We start from the raw sequence: 14776 nt of genomic DNA, 5'->3' as shown, positions 1-14776 counted from the left end.
TAAATAGGTTAGATTGACATATTGCGCCCCCATAGGCGAGGGTGCGGCTTACTGTTCAAACAGCGCAATCGTTTCTTCTTCGCCTGTGTTGTAATTCCACAAAAACCAGCCGTAGCTGTCTTCATATACACAATAGGTATCATTCAAAACAGTAACCGTTTTTCCCTCCGGGAATGGCAGCGGGTCTGACATGGTCAAGTCCTTGAGATTTACCCACCTATATTCCTTGTTCTTAACGCCAAGATATTTGTCACCTCCAAAGTAGCAAAGATTATCATGCCCCCATTCACTTACAGCGGGATACAATTCCCCATATTCAAAAACCTGCTCCCCTGCGACATAGTCATAAATGCCGTCTCTCCGTGTGACGTATTTCCCGCAAAAACTACCGACTTGATTCGTAAAGTCCGAAACATTGCCCGTATCTTCCCATTCGCAAGTATCTGCGTTGAAACGGTAAAGATGAGATTCATCACCCCGCGCATATGCTGTCCCGTCAGCAGCGAACATGTTGTATATACCCAAATACACATCCTCTTTCAGTCCATGTTCAACTTCACGCTGTGGGGCGGGAATCTCGGTCACTTCCTCAAGATTATGGGGCAAAAAGGAAAAGGTGTTGCCCCACATGCTTTGTGCTAAAATGCCCTTTTCAAAAAAATAATAGGATAGATCGCCGAGATAAGCAGTTGTAAGAGCTGTGCCGTTACAATCATACATTCTTGCCCCTACGGAATTCTCACCATCCCCAAACGTAAATCCCATAAAATAAAAATTGCCGTCCATAAAATGAAGAGACCATTGACCCCAGCCGATTGTATCCGGTGAAACAAGTTCCTTGAATTCTTTTGTGGCAATGTCATAAGAACAAAAGACGTCTACACCGCCATAACCTTCTACACCGTGTATATAGACAACTCCGTTATGGATAAAGGCTTTTTTATCGGTAGCATCATAATAAGTATGTCTCGGCCCTTCGCCCTCTACAAATCCGTTTTGATATTCCTCCTGCAAAAGCGCAAGAAGTTCCGTTCCCGCATTGCTTTCCTCTTTTGGTTCCTCGGATTCCTCCGGCTCTTCCTCCTTGGGTTCCTCTGATTCTTCCGGCTGCTCCTTGGATTCCTCCGGCTCTTCGCTTTCCTCCGGCTGCTCTGTGGAACTGACAACATTCTCGGATTCGGGTGGTTTATCATCCGTTGCCGTGTTGCCAGAACCACAGGCAGACAGTAGGGATAGGCACATAGACAGTGCCAACATGAGCGCCATTGTTTTTCTTTTCATATTTTCTTCCTCGCACTTGTTTGTATTTTGAACCGCCGCGCCAGACGGTAGGTCCAACTGTCTCAACGGTTCAGCCGTTGGGGGTGGTACTTCCATTCCCGGCCCCCATAGGCTTTCCCGTGTGAGACAACAAAAGCGGCGCAGGGATTTCAAATTCCCTACACCGCTAACAAGCGCACAGCCACATTCTCCCCCTTGATAAAACGCATGGAACGGGGTATAATGAAAAACGGGCGCAGTTATATCTGCTGTGTGGGAGAGGCCATTTCTCCTGCATAGGGCCGGACGGGTGTTGGTAGCACCCTTCCGGCCTGCCTTTTTTTGTTGTCCGCTATTATTATATATGTTTTGACAAGGAAATGCAATAGGGCATTTCCGCAAAAGAAGGGGTTCCGAGGGGAAACGGTACGTGTCCCCCGGCAAGTAGGGTTTGAGAGGCGCGCCTCTAAACCAGTTACTTGCGCTCGCGCTCGCGCTCGCGCTCGCTTTTGGGCTCTTGACATGCGCGGGATTGTGTGGTAGGATAATTACAAGAGGAATTATTGTTTGCGGCGGGAGCGGCAAACAACAATTCCGAACATAGGGGGTTTGCTTCCGACTAACACAAGGCCGCACATGTCAAGAGCGGAACTCCGCTATGTGTTTTAATCACAAACAACAATTACATAGTTTTCAATCACAAACAACAGTTACAGAGTTTGACTAGCAAACAACAGTTACAGAGTTATAATTGCGAAGAAACCAGATAATTTCTCTGTTAATGTCAAACGCTGGGTGTTTTTGTCTTTGTAAGCCTGACATTTCACAGAGAGGAATGTCAGGCTTTTTTGCGCTTAAATTCAGAAATGGAGGAAACTACATGGAAGATGAAAACGAGCTGATACAGGTTACAATCCGGCTACCGCTCAGGGTCAAAGAAAAAATTGACAATCTGGCGAAAAGCGGCGGCTGCTCCACAGCGGAAATTATACGGCGTACCGTTGATGGCAGTCTGAATAAGTATTGTGACGGATTGCAGTATGTAGACAGGGAACAGGGCGAAGCCGTAAAGAAACTGATTGGCAGCGTCTACACTGAATTATCCGGCATAAGGACAGAATTAAACAGGATAGGAGTCAACTACAATCAGGAAGTAAAATTGAAAAATCTGGAAAGGAAGTATGCCGAGGGAAAAATCAGCGTTCTGGAATTGGCAAATACACAGCAGTCCATTGTAGAAGAATGCAAGGGCTTTTCCCCGGAAGCTATCAATGAAATCATGAACAGGTTTGATGCGATTGCGGAGGAATTTGTAAACGTCATGGCATATACCAGAATTTCCCACACAAGAAACGGCAGGGCCGCTATCCAATACGCACGAGGAAACGGGCGGGGCCACAACGGACACGCAAAGCGAAATTTGCTTATTGGCGGCGTGGGGATGCTCCCCGATGAAGTGATACCCTTTGAGGAACAAATGGCGCAGGATTGGGCGCGGGCCTCTGGAAAGAATAAAAATCAAGTGAGGCGGATTGTGGCTTCCTACAGTGAAAAGGAACTTGACCCGCATGGTGAAGATTCTGCTTATTTGGCGTTAGAGATTGCACAGGAGTTTGTCGAAGAAGCATATCCGAACAGGAAGGCGGCTATTTTCGTCCAGAACGATGGGAAGGGTGAAAAGCTGCATGTCCATATCCTTGTGAGTAATGTTGACAGCATGGAATATAAAGGCTGTACGGACGAGCAGACGAAATTTGGATATGTCAAGGAGAACTTCAACCGGGTAGCGGGTAGGCATATCACGCTGGACAACGGCAAAAAGGCGAAGGACAAGTTTACACAGACGGAACGTGCGTTAGAGGAAGAAAACGAGGATGCCGCAGAGAACGGCGGCGCGGCGGTGTATATCTGGAAGGATGATTTGCGCGAGCGGATTCGAATTGCCATGGAGAACGCAACTTCTGAGGATGATTTTCTGGAAGCCTTGGAGGATGAAGGAGTAAAGGCCCGGTATGGTACTTCTCGGCAGCATGACAAGTATATTTCCTATGAACTTGTGGACGTTCCGGACCACATGGAGGGCGCGGACAGGAAGTATAAAGCGCGTTCCTATACCTTGGGTGATGCCTATGGGGTGAAAGCGTTGCGGGAAAAACTGGACGAAAAGGCGAAAGAGCGGTTGCGGATGGCAGAGCAGCGCAACAATGTAGCGGAAAGCAAGCGCGATCTGTCCGACATTTCACAGAGCGGATGGAACACAGAAATGACACATACCCCGGCAATAAAGTCCGTGGATGTCCAGACGGTGAGAAACAAGGTTGATTCCGTGATTCGCGGATTGCAACAGGATATTAGAGCAGAAGCACCCAGCCCCGCGCAGCAACCCCCTACAACGCCGCCTACGGCAGCAGAGAGGACCGAAGGGGAAAATAGTATCCCCGAAGCGAAACAGCCCACACAGAGCGCGACAGCCCCGCAGACAGATACATTAAGCGGCGTGGCGAAGCTGAAAATGATGCTCAAAAAAAGGGATGAAGAAGAAGCACAGAAGCAGTTAGAAAATCAACAGGACGATATGGATTGGTTTCCCCGGCGGTAGGGGAAACCAATCCACAGTAAAAATTCAAAACATCATAAGGAGGCCAGAAAAATGGCAAGATTAAATGCTAATTTATCCTTTTTTATGCTTACAAGTGATTATGACCCCGCGCATTACAACTGGACGGAAAAAGAGCTTTCCACATTAGGGGACTGCAAAGCAACTGCCGAAGTCATTAAAAAGCGTTTAGAGGACAACGGCGTGAAGGTAAAGGAAATGTACGCTATAGAGCACAAGGGCGAGAAAAAGGCTGATTCAAAGTCGAAAGAATACCACAATAGCACTGATACCACCAAACCGCACTATCACATTGTTGCAAGACTTGAACCCTCGCACGGGGCCACACTGGAAGAAATTGCGAAATATATCGGTGTTCCCCCGGAGGTTATCGAAAAGCCCCGCCCGGGCCGGTACAGTTACCCTAACAGTTTGTCATACTTGACGCACATCAAGTATGAAAACAAGATTCAGTATGCCCCCGAAGATGTTGTAACCCTTGCCGGAACTGATTACATGGACTATTATGATGAGAATAAAGAAAGCTGGCTAAAGGGAAGGGATTTCGTGACGAAAAATGGTGGGAAATCGCTTGACCGCCTTTTTCGGGAAGCAATCGCAAAACTAGACAGGGAGGAAATTGCATACAATGAATTGCGCGGTATAAAGGAATATCGTAAACTATTGAAAAATCCGGTGTATGCGAAAAAACTGAAAGACAAAGGCAGATGTATGGCAGACTTAGCAAAGCAAGATTGTTCGGCTTTATGTGATAAAATTCAGAACAGAGAGATAACTTCTTTGGACGAAATCATGGCAAATGAGGAATGGGAATTAGCATGTATGTATCAAAAAAGAGATATAGAGCGTGCGTTACGGGGAGCAAACTATGTAATCTTGTGTGAAAAAATTAAGAACGGAGAGATAATTTCTCTGGATGAAATTTTAGCGAACAAGGATTGGAAATCAGCATACGGGCAATATCGCTATGAAATACAGGAGCTTTTGAGGAAATATGTACACAAATAGAGAGAGGGGTAGGCAATGCCTACCCCTCTCTCTATTCTTGAATAATTAAAATTTTTTAATAATCCCTCTAATTATACTATACCGCCACACATGCCATACCGAGCCTGCTATACCGCCGTTTCTATCTACAAGCCCTTCTATATTATAACGCACACATTGATTTCTAATTTTAAATATCCCTTGATATTAGTGGCATTTAAGGGGTATTATTAAGAAAATATTATACTCCTGTCGCTCCAGTAGAAAGTTTTTGAAAAAAAGTGTTACAGCCGTTACAAATAAGCTCAGCACTGTCAAACCCGCTCCACACAAGGCTTTCTGTCAAAAAGAGTGTAACACTTTTTGTAACACCTGTAACACTTTTTTTGTTGACTCTTAAAATGTCCCTGAGTTCTCCGAACATTTTTGTAACACTTTTTCTTGGTAAAAAACAGAAAGGCCGGACAGTAGAAGCTACCGCCCGGCCTAATTATACATAGGCACTACACCACGCCAAACGCTCGGAATGCCTCTAAAACAAGCCTTTCCTTTGCCGTCTTTATAATACCGCTATCCGGCTCCTTCCCGGCCTTAAAATCAAGTTTCAAGGCCCCGCATTTGTCTTTTACCATAGTGACGCTTGACTTGCTAACTTTGACACCGTGATTGTCCTCTATCCATTTTTGAATGGCTGCATAGGTAGGGGGACAATCTGGGTCACACTGTCCGGCATCGTACCCCGATGTGTCGAGTACGATACCGAAGGTGCTTCTATATACCGCGATACTGCGGATTTGAACGGTTGAACCCGGACGCGGGTTCGAACCTTTTGATTGTGGTGGAGGCGGGGAGAGTTGAACTCCCGTCCGAAAGCACTTCCACAGGAACTTCTCCGAGCGCAGACGATCCTTTCCATTCCCTCACTCAAGCGTGGGTCGTCACACTCTTGGGCTTGGTAGAGTCATAATGCGTGGCCCGGTCAACTCTTTCCGAACGCACGGGCACCACTAAGGCTACGCCCAGACCCGGCTCGTGGTCCTTCCGGGCAGGACGGCCGCTTTAAGCAGCGGCGAGAACTACGTTATCGTCGTTCTTTAATTTATAATTGCCCATTTTTAGGATGTTAGGCGCATCCGCTCGCTATTCCTGCTTCTATGCCCCCGTCGAAACCGGTACGCCCCCTCGTCGTCGCAAGCTTCGTATTGTTCACTTCCGGCTAAAGGCGAAAGCTTACTCACTTCGTTGTTCCTCCTCTCCGACCGCGACCCGCTGGCGCTGGGCTCGCGGTCAGGCGGCGGCTTCGCCGCCGTGGGGAACGGCCGCCGAGGCGGTCAAACAGCCTCCTCTTGAAAGGAGGTGGCATCCGCAAAGCGGATGACGGAGGATTGTCTCATTGCACCTTCTCAGGCTCGGGGTACTCCACCCCGAAGGTGTCCACGGTGACCTTTTTCATCACCTGCTTCTGCCGGGGCCGGTCGTTCCAGTCGGTCTTACCGGAGACGATGGCGTCGGCCACTTCCATGCCCTCGATGACCTTGCCGAAGGCGGCGTAGCCGCCGTCCAGGTGGGTGGCCTTATCCACCATGATGAAGAACTGGCTGCCGGCGGAGTTGGGATTCATGGCCCGGGCCATGGACAGTACCCCACGGTCGTGGGCCAGGTCGTTGGGAAATCCGTTCTGGCTGAACTCCCCCTTGATGGAGTAGCCCGGACCGCCCATGCCGGTGCCCTCCGGGCAGCCGCCCTGGATCATGAAGCCGGGGATGCAGCGGTGGAAAATCAGGCCGTCGTAGAAGCCCTTCTGGATGAGGGCTATAAAGTTGTTCACGCTGTTGGGGGCAATCTCGGGGTAGAGCTCCGCCTTGATGATGGAGCCGTTCTCCATTTCGATGGTGACAATGGGATTTTTCTTGTCAGGCATGGCGTTGTTTCCTTTCTTGGCGCTCACTTTTGGGAGCGCAATCTGATATCGCGGCTGGTCAGGAAGTCTATCAGCTGGGGGCCGAAGTCGTCCCCGGTGCTGAACTTTATCACTGGCCGGCCCCGCTTGTCATATAAAATGCAGCACTCGTCGGAGCGCTGGAAGCGGCAGCAGTCCATGTCCTCCAGGCGGAGCTCCCGGCGGCCCAGGCCGCGGCTTACCCACATCCGTTCTCCCTCCAAATACAGCACGGGGGGAAAGAGCTGGCCCGATGCCGCGGCGCAGACCCAGGGGGCGGCGAGGGAAATCAGGATCACGCCCAGCAGGACGTCCAGATTCCGCTCTATATGGGGGCCGCTCAGGATGGCTGTGACCGGGATTCCCACCAGGGACAGCACCAGGGCAAGGCCCATCCCCAGGCCGATCCACGTCCAAACAGGGGCGGTCCGCCGGAGCTGGAGGGTAAAGCGGGGGCCGGAAGCCGGCTCCGCGGGGCGGACAATCTCCAGCGGCTGACCGTCCGAGTGGAAGAAGGGCACGCCCTGATTCAGCAGATACTGAAGAAAGACGTCACCGTTTTTCTCCATGCGGGTAAAGCGGCAGAGCGTCTGGCCCTGGGCGTCCAGCAGGACGTTTTCAAAGCTCCTGCCCTTGGGGCGGTGGACGATCAGGCGGTCAACCTCCTGAACGGAAAAGCTCCGGCTCTTCCCCAGGGGAGACTCCACATGGACGGCGGAGCCATGGACAATGATGCCCCCCTCGTTGACCCGAAAGGAGTCCGGGACGGTCAGTCCCATGTCGGTGTACATATCCCTTACCGGCTCCGGGAGCTCATGGCCTGGTCCATGGACAGCACCCCACGGTCATGGACCAGGGGGCAATCTCGGGGCAGCGCTCCGCCTTGACGATGGAGCCGCTCTCCATCTCGACGGCGGCAGTGGGATTTGCCATGACAGTTGTTCTCCCTTTACTATTATAGATTCCTGATTGGAACATGATACGCTCTAAAATACTGGTCCAGCAGGGGGAGGTTATTCATATTCCGGGTGAGCCGGACCAGCACCTGCCCGTTTTGGCCGTACAGCGTGCGCTCCTGCTTGGGGGAACACATCACGAAGGCCACGTCCCGGACCCGAAAGCTGCCCGTTCGGCCGTTGGAGACGAAAAAGATATGCTCACCCGACACCTTCAGCTGGCTGCGCTGGAACAGGACCAGCACCGAAATGCCCTCCACCGCCAGAACGGTCATCAGGACAGCCAGAAGCAGCTCCAGCCACTTCTCTCCCGGAAACATCCGTGCCGCCCAGAAGTAGAGCCCCACGCACAGGGCGGCCGCCGCGAGACAGGCGAAGCCTACATACCGGATCATCGGCTTGGTGCCCACAGTGAAGCAGGACAGGGTATCCTCCACGGCGGCGCCCTCCGCTTACCGGCCCCGGGACTTCATGGCACGGTCCATCTCCCGCTTGGCGTCCCGGCGGGCGGCGGACTCCCGCTTGTCGTAGAGCTTCTTGCCCTTGGCCAGGCCGATCTCCAGCTTGACCCGGGGGCCCTTGAAGTACACCGACAGGGGGATCAGAGAGTAGCCGTCCTGCTTGATCTTGGCGAACAGCCGCAGGATCTCCCGCTTGTGCATCAGCAGCCGGCGGGTGCGGCGGGGGTCCTTGTTGAAGATATTCCCCTTCTCATAGGGGCTGATGTGCATCCCCAGCACGGAGATTTCCCCGTCCTTGACCAGGCAGAAGGAGTCCTTCAAATTCACGTTGCCCAGGCGGATGGATTTTACCTCGGTGCCCGCCAGCTCAATGCCGGTCTCATACTTCTCCTCAATAAAATAGTCGTGATAGGCCTTGTTGTTCTTGGCCACGATCTTGACCGGCTCTGCCACAGCGGCCCCCTCCTTTCCTCCAGGGTCAGACTACTATACCATATCCTGCCCAAAAAGGCAAGGGGAAAACCGCCTATTGTGCCCACAGCCTGGGCAGCTTGGCGTAAAAGTCCCCGGCGTCCTTCCAGATGAGCAGCAGACTGCCCGTTTTGCAGGAGACGCCGGCCTCCGTCCCCAGGAACTGGTTGCTCACCCCCAGGGGGAAGTCGCCGGTGAGGGTGTAGCCGTCCAGGGGGTACTTCAGGCCTGTGAGGGTGACCCCCTCCGCCGCGCCGCTGTTGCAGAATACGGACAGATAGCCCTCCATAGTGGGTGGGAAGGTAACGGTCTTTCCGCCCCGGACGCAGGTTGCCACTGTCTTTTCTCCGGCCAGAAAGCCCTGTCCTCCCTGGCGGGCCAGCCAGTCCAGCAGCTGGAGATTGCCCAGGGTGTGCTCCAGGCGGCCGCCCACGCCCCCCAGCAGGACGAACCGGCGGTAGCCCAGGTCCAGCCCCTTGCGGATGGCGTACACCATGTCGGTGTCGTCCTTCTCCACAGGCAGCTGGATGACGTTGGGGTGGTTGGGCCGGTGCCCCAGGGAGTCGAAGTCCCCCACCGCCAGGTCGGGGGTGACGCCGTAAGCCATCAGGGAGTCAAACCCCCGGTCGGCGGCGATGACATAGTCCCCCCGGGTGGGGTAGGGGCGCAGGTCGGGGGTCAGGGACATGGCTCCCACGATGTAACAGATATTGGAATCAGGATTCACGACAAACACTCCTCCGCCGGTTTCTTTTCTGGCTTCCATTATATACAAACTGCGCCCCGTTTGCAAGGATAATGTAGGGGTGGGCATTGTCCGCCTCTGCAGGGAAACAGGTATTGACTTTCCCAAAAGAACAGCATAAAATAGCCGGTGCTGATTTTGTTTTCGGGAGGCGGACAGCTTGCTTCACTACTTTGATAACGCCGCCACCACGCCGGTGCGGCCTGAGGCCGTCCAGGCGGCGCTGGAGGCCATGACCCAAGGGTGGGGCAACCCCTCCTCCCAGTACGCCCTTGGGCAGCAGGCGGCGGACCGGGTAAAGTCCTGGCGGGCCGATGTGGCCGGGGCACTGGGCTGCGAGCCTGGGGAGGTTTTCTTCACCTCCTGCGGCTCCGAGAGCGACAACTGGGCCATCCAGGGGGCGGTGGAGTGGAACCGCCGGAGGGGGAAGCACATTGTCACCACCGCCATCGAGCACGCCGCCGTGCTGGAGCCGGTCAAGGACCTGGAGCGACAGGGATACGAGGTGACGTACCTCCAGCCCGACCGCCGCGGGGACATCGACCCCGCCCAGGTGGAGGCCGCCCTCCGGCCGGACACCGTGCTGGTGTCCATGATGCTGGTGAACAACGAGCTGGGCACACTTCTCCCTGTGAAGGAGGCCGCCCGGGCCATCAGGGAGCTGGGCTGCCCCGCCCTGCTCCACTGCGACGCGGTCCAGGGTTTTTTAAAGGTCCCCTTTACCCCCAAGGAGCTGGGGGTTGACCTGCTGTCTGTCAGCGGCCACAAGATTCACGCCCCCAAGGGGGTAGGGGCGCTGTACGTCCGGAAGGAGCTGGCGGACTCCAGGCGGTTTGCCCCCCTCATCCGGGGTGGGGGGCAGGAGGGCGGACTGCGCTCGGGCACCGAGGCCACCGGCCAGATCGCCGCTCTTGCCGCCGCCGCCCGGCTGGGGGCGGCCTCCATGGGGGAGGACATCGCCCACATGTCCGATTTGAAGGCCTATACCATTGAACAGCTGACCCAGGCCGTCCCGGAGGCCATTGTCCTCACCGGCGGCGGCGCGCCCCACATCCTGCCCGTCTCCCTGCCAGGCTACAAGAGTGAGGTGGTGGTCCGCTTCCTCAGCGACCGGGGAATCTGCCTGTCCTCCGGCTCCGCCTGCCACCGGGGAAGGCCCAGCCACGTATTCGCCGCCTTGAAACTGCCCAAGCCTGTGCTGGACGGCGTCCTGCGCCTCAGCTTCTCCTACGACACCACCAGGGAGGACGCGGACGCCCTGGTTCAGGGCCTGAGGGAGGCCCGGGAGGTGCTGTTTACGGCGATGTCGTAGGGTACGCCGTCACAATATTCACGGGGCGCCGGGTCGCCGCCCCCTACAGATAAAGGAGCATCATTTCATGTTCGCGTTCATGAAGCAGAAGCCCGGCTTCTATAAACAGGTGGCCCTGCTGGCCGCCCCCATTGTGCTGCAAAACCTGATTACCAGCACTCTGGGCATGGCAGACACCTTTATGGTGGGCATGCTGGGGGAGTCCCCCATGGCGGCGGTGACTCTGGCCAATATCCCGCTGTATGTGGTGCAGATGTTCATCTTCGGCGTTCAGAGCGGCTCCTCCGTCCTGATCAGTCAGTACTGGGGCAGGCAGGACATGGAGTCCATCAACCGGGTGATGGGGGTGGCTATGTGGGTGGTGCTGTTGGTGTCCGCCCTGTCTGCCGGGATTCTGCTGGTGTGCCCGGTGGAATTTCTCAGCCTGTTCGGCAATGACCCGGAGGTCATTGAGCTGGCCGCCCAATACGGCTCCATCGCCGGACTGTCCTATGTGCTCAACGCCTTTACCATGATGTATGTGGCGGCCTACCGGAGCATGGAGCGGCCCCAGCTGGGGATGTACATCCTGGTGGCCTCCATGGCGGTGAACACCTTCCTGAACTGGGTGTTCATCTTCGGAAAGCTGGGCGCTCCCGCCCTGGGGGTGCAGGGGGCGGCTCTGGCTACCCTCATCGCCCGGCTGCTGGAGATCGTCATCGTCATGACCCACATGGGAGTGAGCCGGTTCTTCCAGGTCCGGCCCGGCCTGCTCCTCCGGCCCGGCGGGGACATGGTTCGCCGCTTTTTGAAATACGGCGGGCTGGTGGTGTTCAACGAGACCACCTGGGGCCTGGGGACCTCCGTATTCCCCACCATCATGGGCCACATGGCGGGCAGCACCGAGATTCTGGCCGCCTACACCGTGGCGGGCAACGCGGACAAGATCTGCATGGTGATCTCCTTCGGCCTGTCCACCACCGCCGCCGTCATTATCGGCCGGGAGGTGGGGGCGGGGCGGACCGGGAATGTGCGGTCCGCCGGCATGGCGCTGGCAACCCTGGCTATCCTCTGCGGACTGGGCGTGGCGGGGCTGTTGCTGGTCTTTGCCCACTTCATCGCCCCGGCCTGGGTGTTCCCCCTCTTTGACATGTCCGCCCGGGCGGGCTCCATCGCCGTGATGATGATGACGGTGCTGGCCCTGGTCCGCCCCCTCCGGGACTTCAACGGGGTGGTCATTGTGGGGGTGCTTCGGGGAGGCGGCGACGTGAAGGCCGCCACCCTCATCGACACCCTGCCCCAGTGGCTGGCAGCCATCCCCGCCGCTTTTCTCGTGGGCATGGTGTTCCACGCGGATATCCTGTGGGTCTATCTGGCTACCACCCTGGAGAGTATTGTGAAGTTCGGCTTTGGCGTCCGGCGTATCTCCACAGACAAGTGGATTCGGGACCTGACCCGAACATAGATATTAAAAAGCTGACCACCTGTCTCTTTCGGCAGGCGGTCAGTTTTCTATTTCCTGCTTCGCACATGCTCAAACAGAACAACTCGGATATAGCTTGGAATTGACCGGCAGTGTTTCTCTGCCAGTTCTTTCAGAGTTTCATATAAATCCAGTGGCATTAAGACATTAACTGTTTTTTTAGGGCCTTTTATCATAGCAATCACCTCAACCCAATGGTAACCGAATGATAAATGAGCTGTCAACGTTTACATTGTACTATATTGTATGGAGGTGTAATCATCGCAGAAAAATTAGCACATCCCAGGTTATTCTGCAAGGAATGGCCGGGGATGATTTGTTTATAATAAATTCATAAATGTGCTATTGACAATTTCCGGGGGGAGTGGTACATTATCTTTAGCACTCCTGGAATATGAGTGCTAAAGAAATGAAATGAGAAGGTGGTGAGTGCCGTGGCACTGTCCGACCGAAAGAAGCGCATCCTGCGGGCGATTGTAGAGACCTACATCGCCACCGCCGAGCCGGTGGGTTCCAAGGCGGTGGCCGAGCTGGCCGGACTGGACGTGTCCACTGCCACCATCCGCAACGAGATGGCCGACCTTACCGAGCAGGGCTATCTGGAGCAGCCCCACACCTCCGCCGGACGCATCCCCTCCGCCGCCGGCTACCGGCTCTATGTCAACGAGCTGATGGACCGGCAGCAGCTCACCATCCAGGAGACCCAGCGCATCAACGACGCGCTGAACCTGAAGATGGAGGAGCTGGACCGGGTGATTGACCGGGCGGGCAAGGTGCTCTCTCAGCTCAGCGACTACCCGGTGTTCACCATGGCGGCGGCGAAGGAGCGCATCACCGTCAAGCGGTTTGACCTGTTGATGGTGGAGGAAAGCGCCTTCATCGCCGTGGTCATGACGGACAGCAGCGTGGTGAAAAACAAGCTGATCCACATCCCCGGAACGCTCAGCGATCCACAGCTCCAGATGCTGTCTGCCGTGCTGAACAGCTCCTTTGTGGGCCTGCCCCGGGAGGAGATGTCCGAGACCCTGGACCGAATGGAGACCCACACGGCCCCAGGGGCCTTCGAGCTCATCGCCCTGGTGGTGGAGTTCGCCATGGAGGTGCTGGCCGGTCAGAGCGAGCAGAAATTCCGCACCGCCGGCATCACCCACCTGCTGGAGCACCCGGAGTATCGCAGCCTGGACAGGGCCAAGCCCCTGATGGCCTACCTCAGCGAGGAGAGCGAGGCTCCCCGCCTGCCCGCCACCCTGGACACCGGCAAGAATATGAACATCCTCATCGGGCCGGAAAACGTAAACGACGCGCTCAAGGACACCAGCGTGGTCATGGCCAGCTACGACATCGGGGACAATATGCGGGGGGTGATCGGAGTGGTCGGTCCCACCCGGATGGACTACGCCAAGGTCACCGCCCGGCTGTCCTACTTCGCCGACAGCCTTACCCGGATGTTCGGCAAGGAGCTGCCCGCCCCGGAGGAGCCCGAGGAATAGACGAGATTGCCCAATGTAGGGGCGCATAGCATGCGCCCGCGGGCGGACAATGTCCGCCCCTACACAGAATACACCTGTGAAGGAGCATCAATGCTGTGAGCAAGAAAAAAGAAAAGAAAGAGGTCCCCGTTCAGGAGACCCCCGACCAGGTCCTGGAGGAGCAGGCAGAGACGGCGGAGGCCGTCAGGGAAGCCGAGTCCCAGGCCGACACACCCGGTCCCGAGCCGGAGGAGCCAGCGGTGGAGGAAGAGCCGGTTGTGGAGCCGATGGTCCCCAAGGAGCAGTTTCTCCGCCTGGCCGCCGAGTACGACAACTACCGCAAGCGCACCGCCAAGGAGAAGGAGGGGCTGTGGGCCGACGCCAAGGCGGACACCGTTCAGGCCTTTCTCCCCGTCTACGACAACCTGGAGCGGGCCCTGAAACAGGAGACCGCCGACGAGGCCTATAAAAAGGGCGTGGAAATGATTATGAACCAGCTGAAGGAGATCTTCGCCAAGCTGGGGATTACCGAGATCGACGCCCAGGGGAAGCCCTTTGACCCCAACCTGCACAACGCCGTCATGCACATCGAGGACGAGAACCTGGAGGAGAACGTGGTGGCCCAGGTGTTCCAGGCCGGCTTTATGCTGGGAGAGAAGGTCATCCGCTTCGCCATGGTCCAGGTAGCCAATTAGCCCCGTCCCGCCGCGGCGAAAAGGCTCCCTTTGAAAAGGGAGGCGGCGCCGCCGAAGGCGGTGACAGAGGGTTTTCCTGGTCGGAAAGCATCTGTCTTCTCGGAAAACCCCCACCCGGCTTCGCCGGGAGCCCCCTTGGGAAGGGGGCCTTTTGGGGAGACCTGAAAGTTAAACAACCACAGGTACAAGGAGGTCAGACCGATATGTGTACTGCCTGCAAAAATGTCAAGTTTACTCTGATGCTCAGTGCCGGAATGCTGGTCTGGCTGTATACCCTGTTCTCCCTGGGAGCAATGCTCCTGCGTTAATCACTGTTAACACCAATCTTTATATATTAGGAGTCCAGTGGTATGAAGTCAAGAGGGAAATAAGGAAAAATTCAGAGAAAAAAGAGTGTGGAAG

Annotated in this window: 12 protein-coding genes and 1 other RNA gene; 6 read left to right on the top strand and 7 right to left on the bottom strand. The window is 55.5% G+C overall.

Annotated elements, in window-relative coordinates; all coding sequences use genetic code 11:
* Positions 1-48 precede the first annotated feature (48 nt).
* Positions 49-1281 (bottom strand): hypothetical protein, encoded by a 1233-nt coding sequence (locus D1641_RS10490; RefSeq protein WP_160665417.1) that lies wholly within the window; start codon positions 1279-1281, stop codon positions 49-51.
* A gap of 859 nt (positions 1282-2140) precedes the next feature.
* On the opposite strand from D1641_RS10490, the gene D1641_RS10485 reads away from it, so the two are divergent.
* Positions 2141-3859: a relaxase/mobilization nuclease domain-containing protein gene (locus tag D1641_RS10485; RefSeq protein WP_160665415.1), complete on the top strand. Its 1719-nt coding sequence runs from the start codon at positions 2141-2143 to the stop codon at positions 3857-3859.
* A gap of 51 nt (positions 3860-3910) precedes the next feature.
* Positions 3911-4885: a Rep family protein gene (locus D1641_RS10480; protein ID WP_160665413.1), complete on the top strand. Its 975-nt coding sequence runs from the start codon at positions 3911-3913 to the stop codon at positions 4883-4885.
* A gap of 815 nt (positions 4886-5700) precedes the next feature.
* Here the strand turns inward: D1641_RS10480 and ssrA are convergent.
* The 6 genes from ssrA to D1641_RS10450 all read right to left on the bottom strand — a co-directional run bounded on the left by ssrA (position 5701) and on the right by D1641_RS10450 (position 9418).
* Positions 5701-6046, bottom strand: a transfer-messenger RNA (tmRNA) gene (gene ssrA, locus D1641_RS10475).
* A gap of 208 nt (positions 6047-6254) precedes the next feature.
* Positions 6255-6785, bottom strand: coding sequence for a peptidylprolyl isomerase (locus tag D1641_RS10470; RefSeq protein WP_160665411.1), 531 nt, complete (start codon positions 6783-6785; stop codon positions 6255-6257).
* 23 nt (positions 6786-6808) lie between these two features.
* On the bottom strand, positions 6809-7594 hold the full coding sequence (locus D1641_RS10465; protein ID WP_160665409.1) for a hypothetical protein: 786 nt from the start codon (positions 7592-7594) through the stop codon (positions 6809-6811).
* A 164-nt stretch (positions 7595-7758) separates the two neighbouring features.
* Positions 7759-8196, bottom strand: a complete 438-nt coding sequence (locus tag D1641_RS10460; protein ID WP_160665407.1) for a hypothetical protein — start codon at positions 8194-8196, stop codon at positions 7759-7761.
* A gap of 15 nt (positions 8197-8211) precedes the next feature.
* On the bottom strand, positions 8212-8673 hold the full coding sequence (gene smpB, locus D1641_RS10455) for an SsrA-binding protein SmpB (protein ID WP_160665405.1): 462 nt from the start codon (positions 8671-8673) through the stop codon (positions 8212-8214).
* 73 nt (positions 8674-8746) lie between these two features.
* The gene (locus D1641_RS10450) at positions 8747-9418 is read right to left on the bottom strand and encodes a thiamine diphosphokinase (protein WP_347707418.1); all 672 of its coding nucleotides are present in this window, start codon (positions 9416-9418) and stop codon (positions 8747-8749) included.
* Positions 9419-9596: 178 nt separating this feature from the next.
* On the opposite strand from D1641_RS10450, the gene D1641_RS10445 reads away from it, so the two are divergent.
* From D1641_RS10445 to grpE, 4 genes are all read left to right on the top strand, one after another.
* Positions 9597-10748, top strand: coding sequence for a cysteine desulfurase family protein (locus D1641_RS10445; RefSeq protein WP_160665401.1), 1152 nt, complete (start codon positions 9597-9599; stop codon positions 10746-10748).
* A gap of 67 nt (positions 10749-10815) precedes the next feature.
* Positions 10816-12192, top strand: coding sequence for an MATE family efflux transporter (locus D1641_RS10440; RefSeq protein ID WP_160665399.1), 1377 nt, complete (start codon positions 10816-10818; stop codon positions 12190-12192).
* A 452-nt stretch (positions 12193-12644) separates the two neighbouring features.
* Entirely contained in the window at positions 12645-13700 is a 1056-nt protein-coding gene (gene hrcA / locus D1641_RS10435; RefSeq protein ID WP_160665397.1) for a heat-inducible transcriptional repressor HrcA, read from the top strand.
* An 86-nt stretch (positions 13701-13786) separates the two neighbouring features.
* Entirely contained in the window at positions 13787-14374 is a 588-nt protein-coding gene (gene grpE / locus D1641_RS10430) for a nucleotide exchange factor GrpE (RefSeq protein WP_160665478.1), read from the top strand.
* The last annotated feature ends 402 nt before the right edge of the window (positions 14375-14776 follow it).

It is taken from the genome of Colidextribacter sp. OB.20 (assembly GCF_009911595.1).
GTDB lineage: Bacteria > Bacillota > Clostridia > Oscillospirales > Oscillospiraceae > Lawsonibacter.
This window is presented reverse-complemented; position numbering and strand designations above follow the sequence as displayed.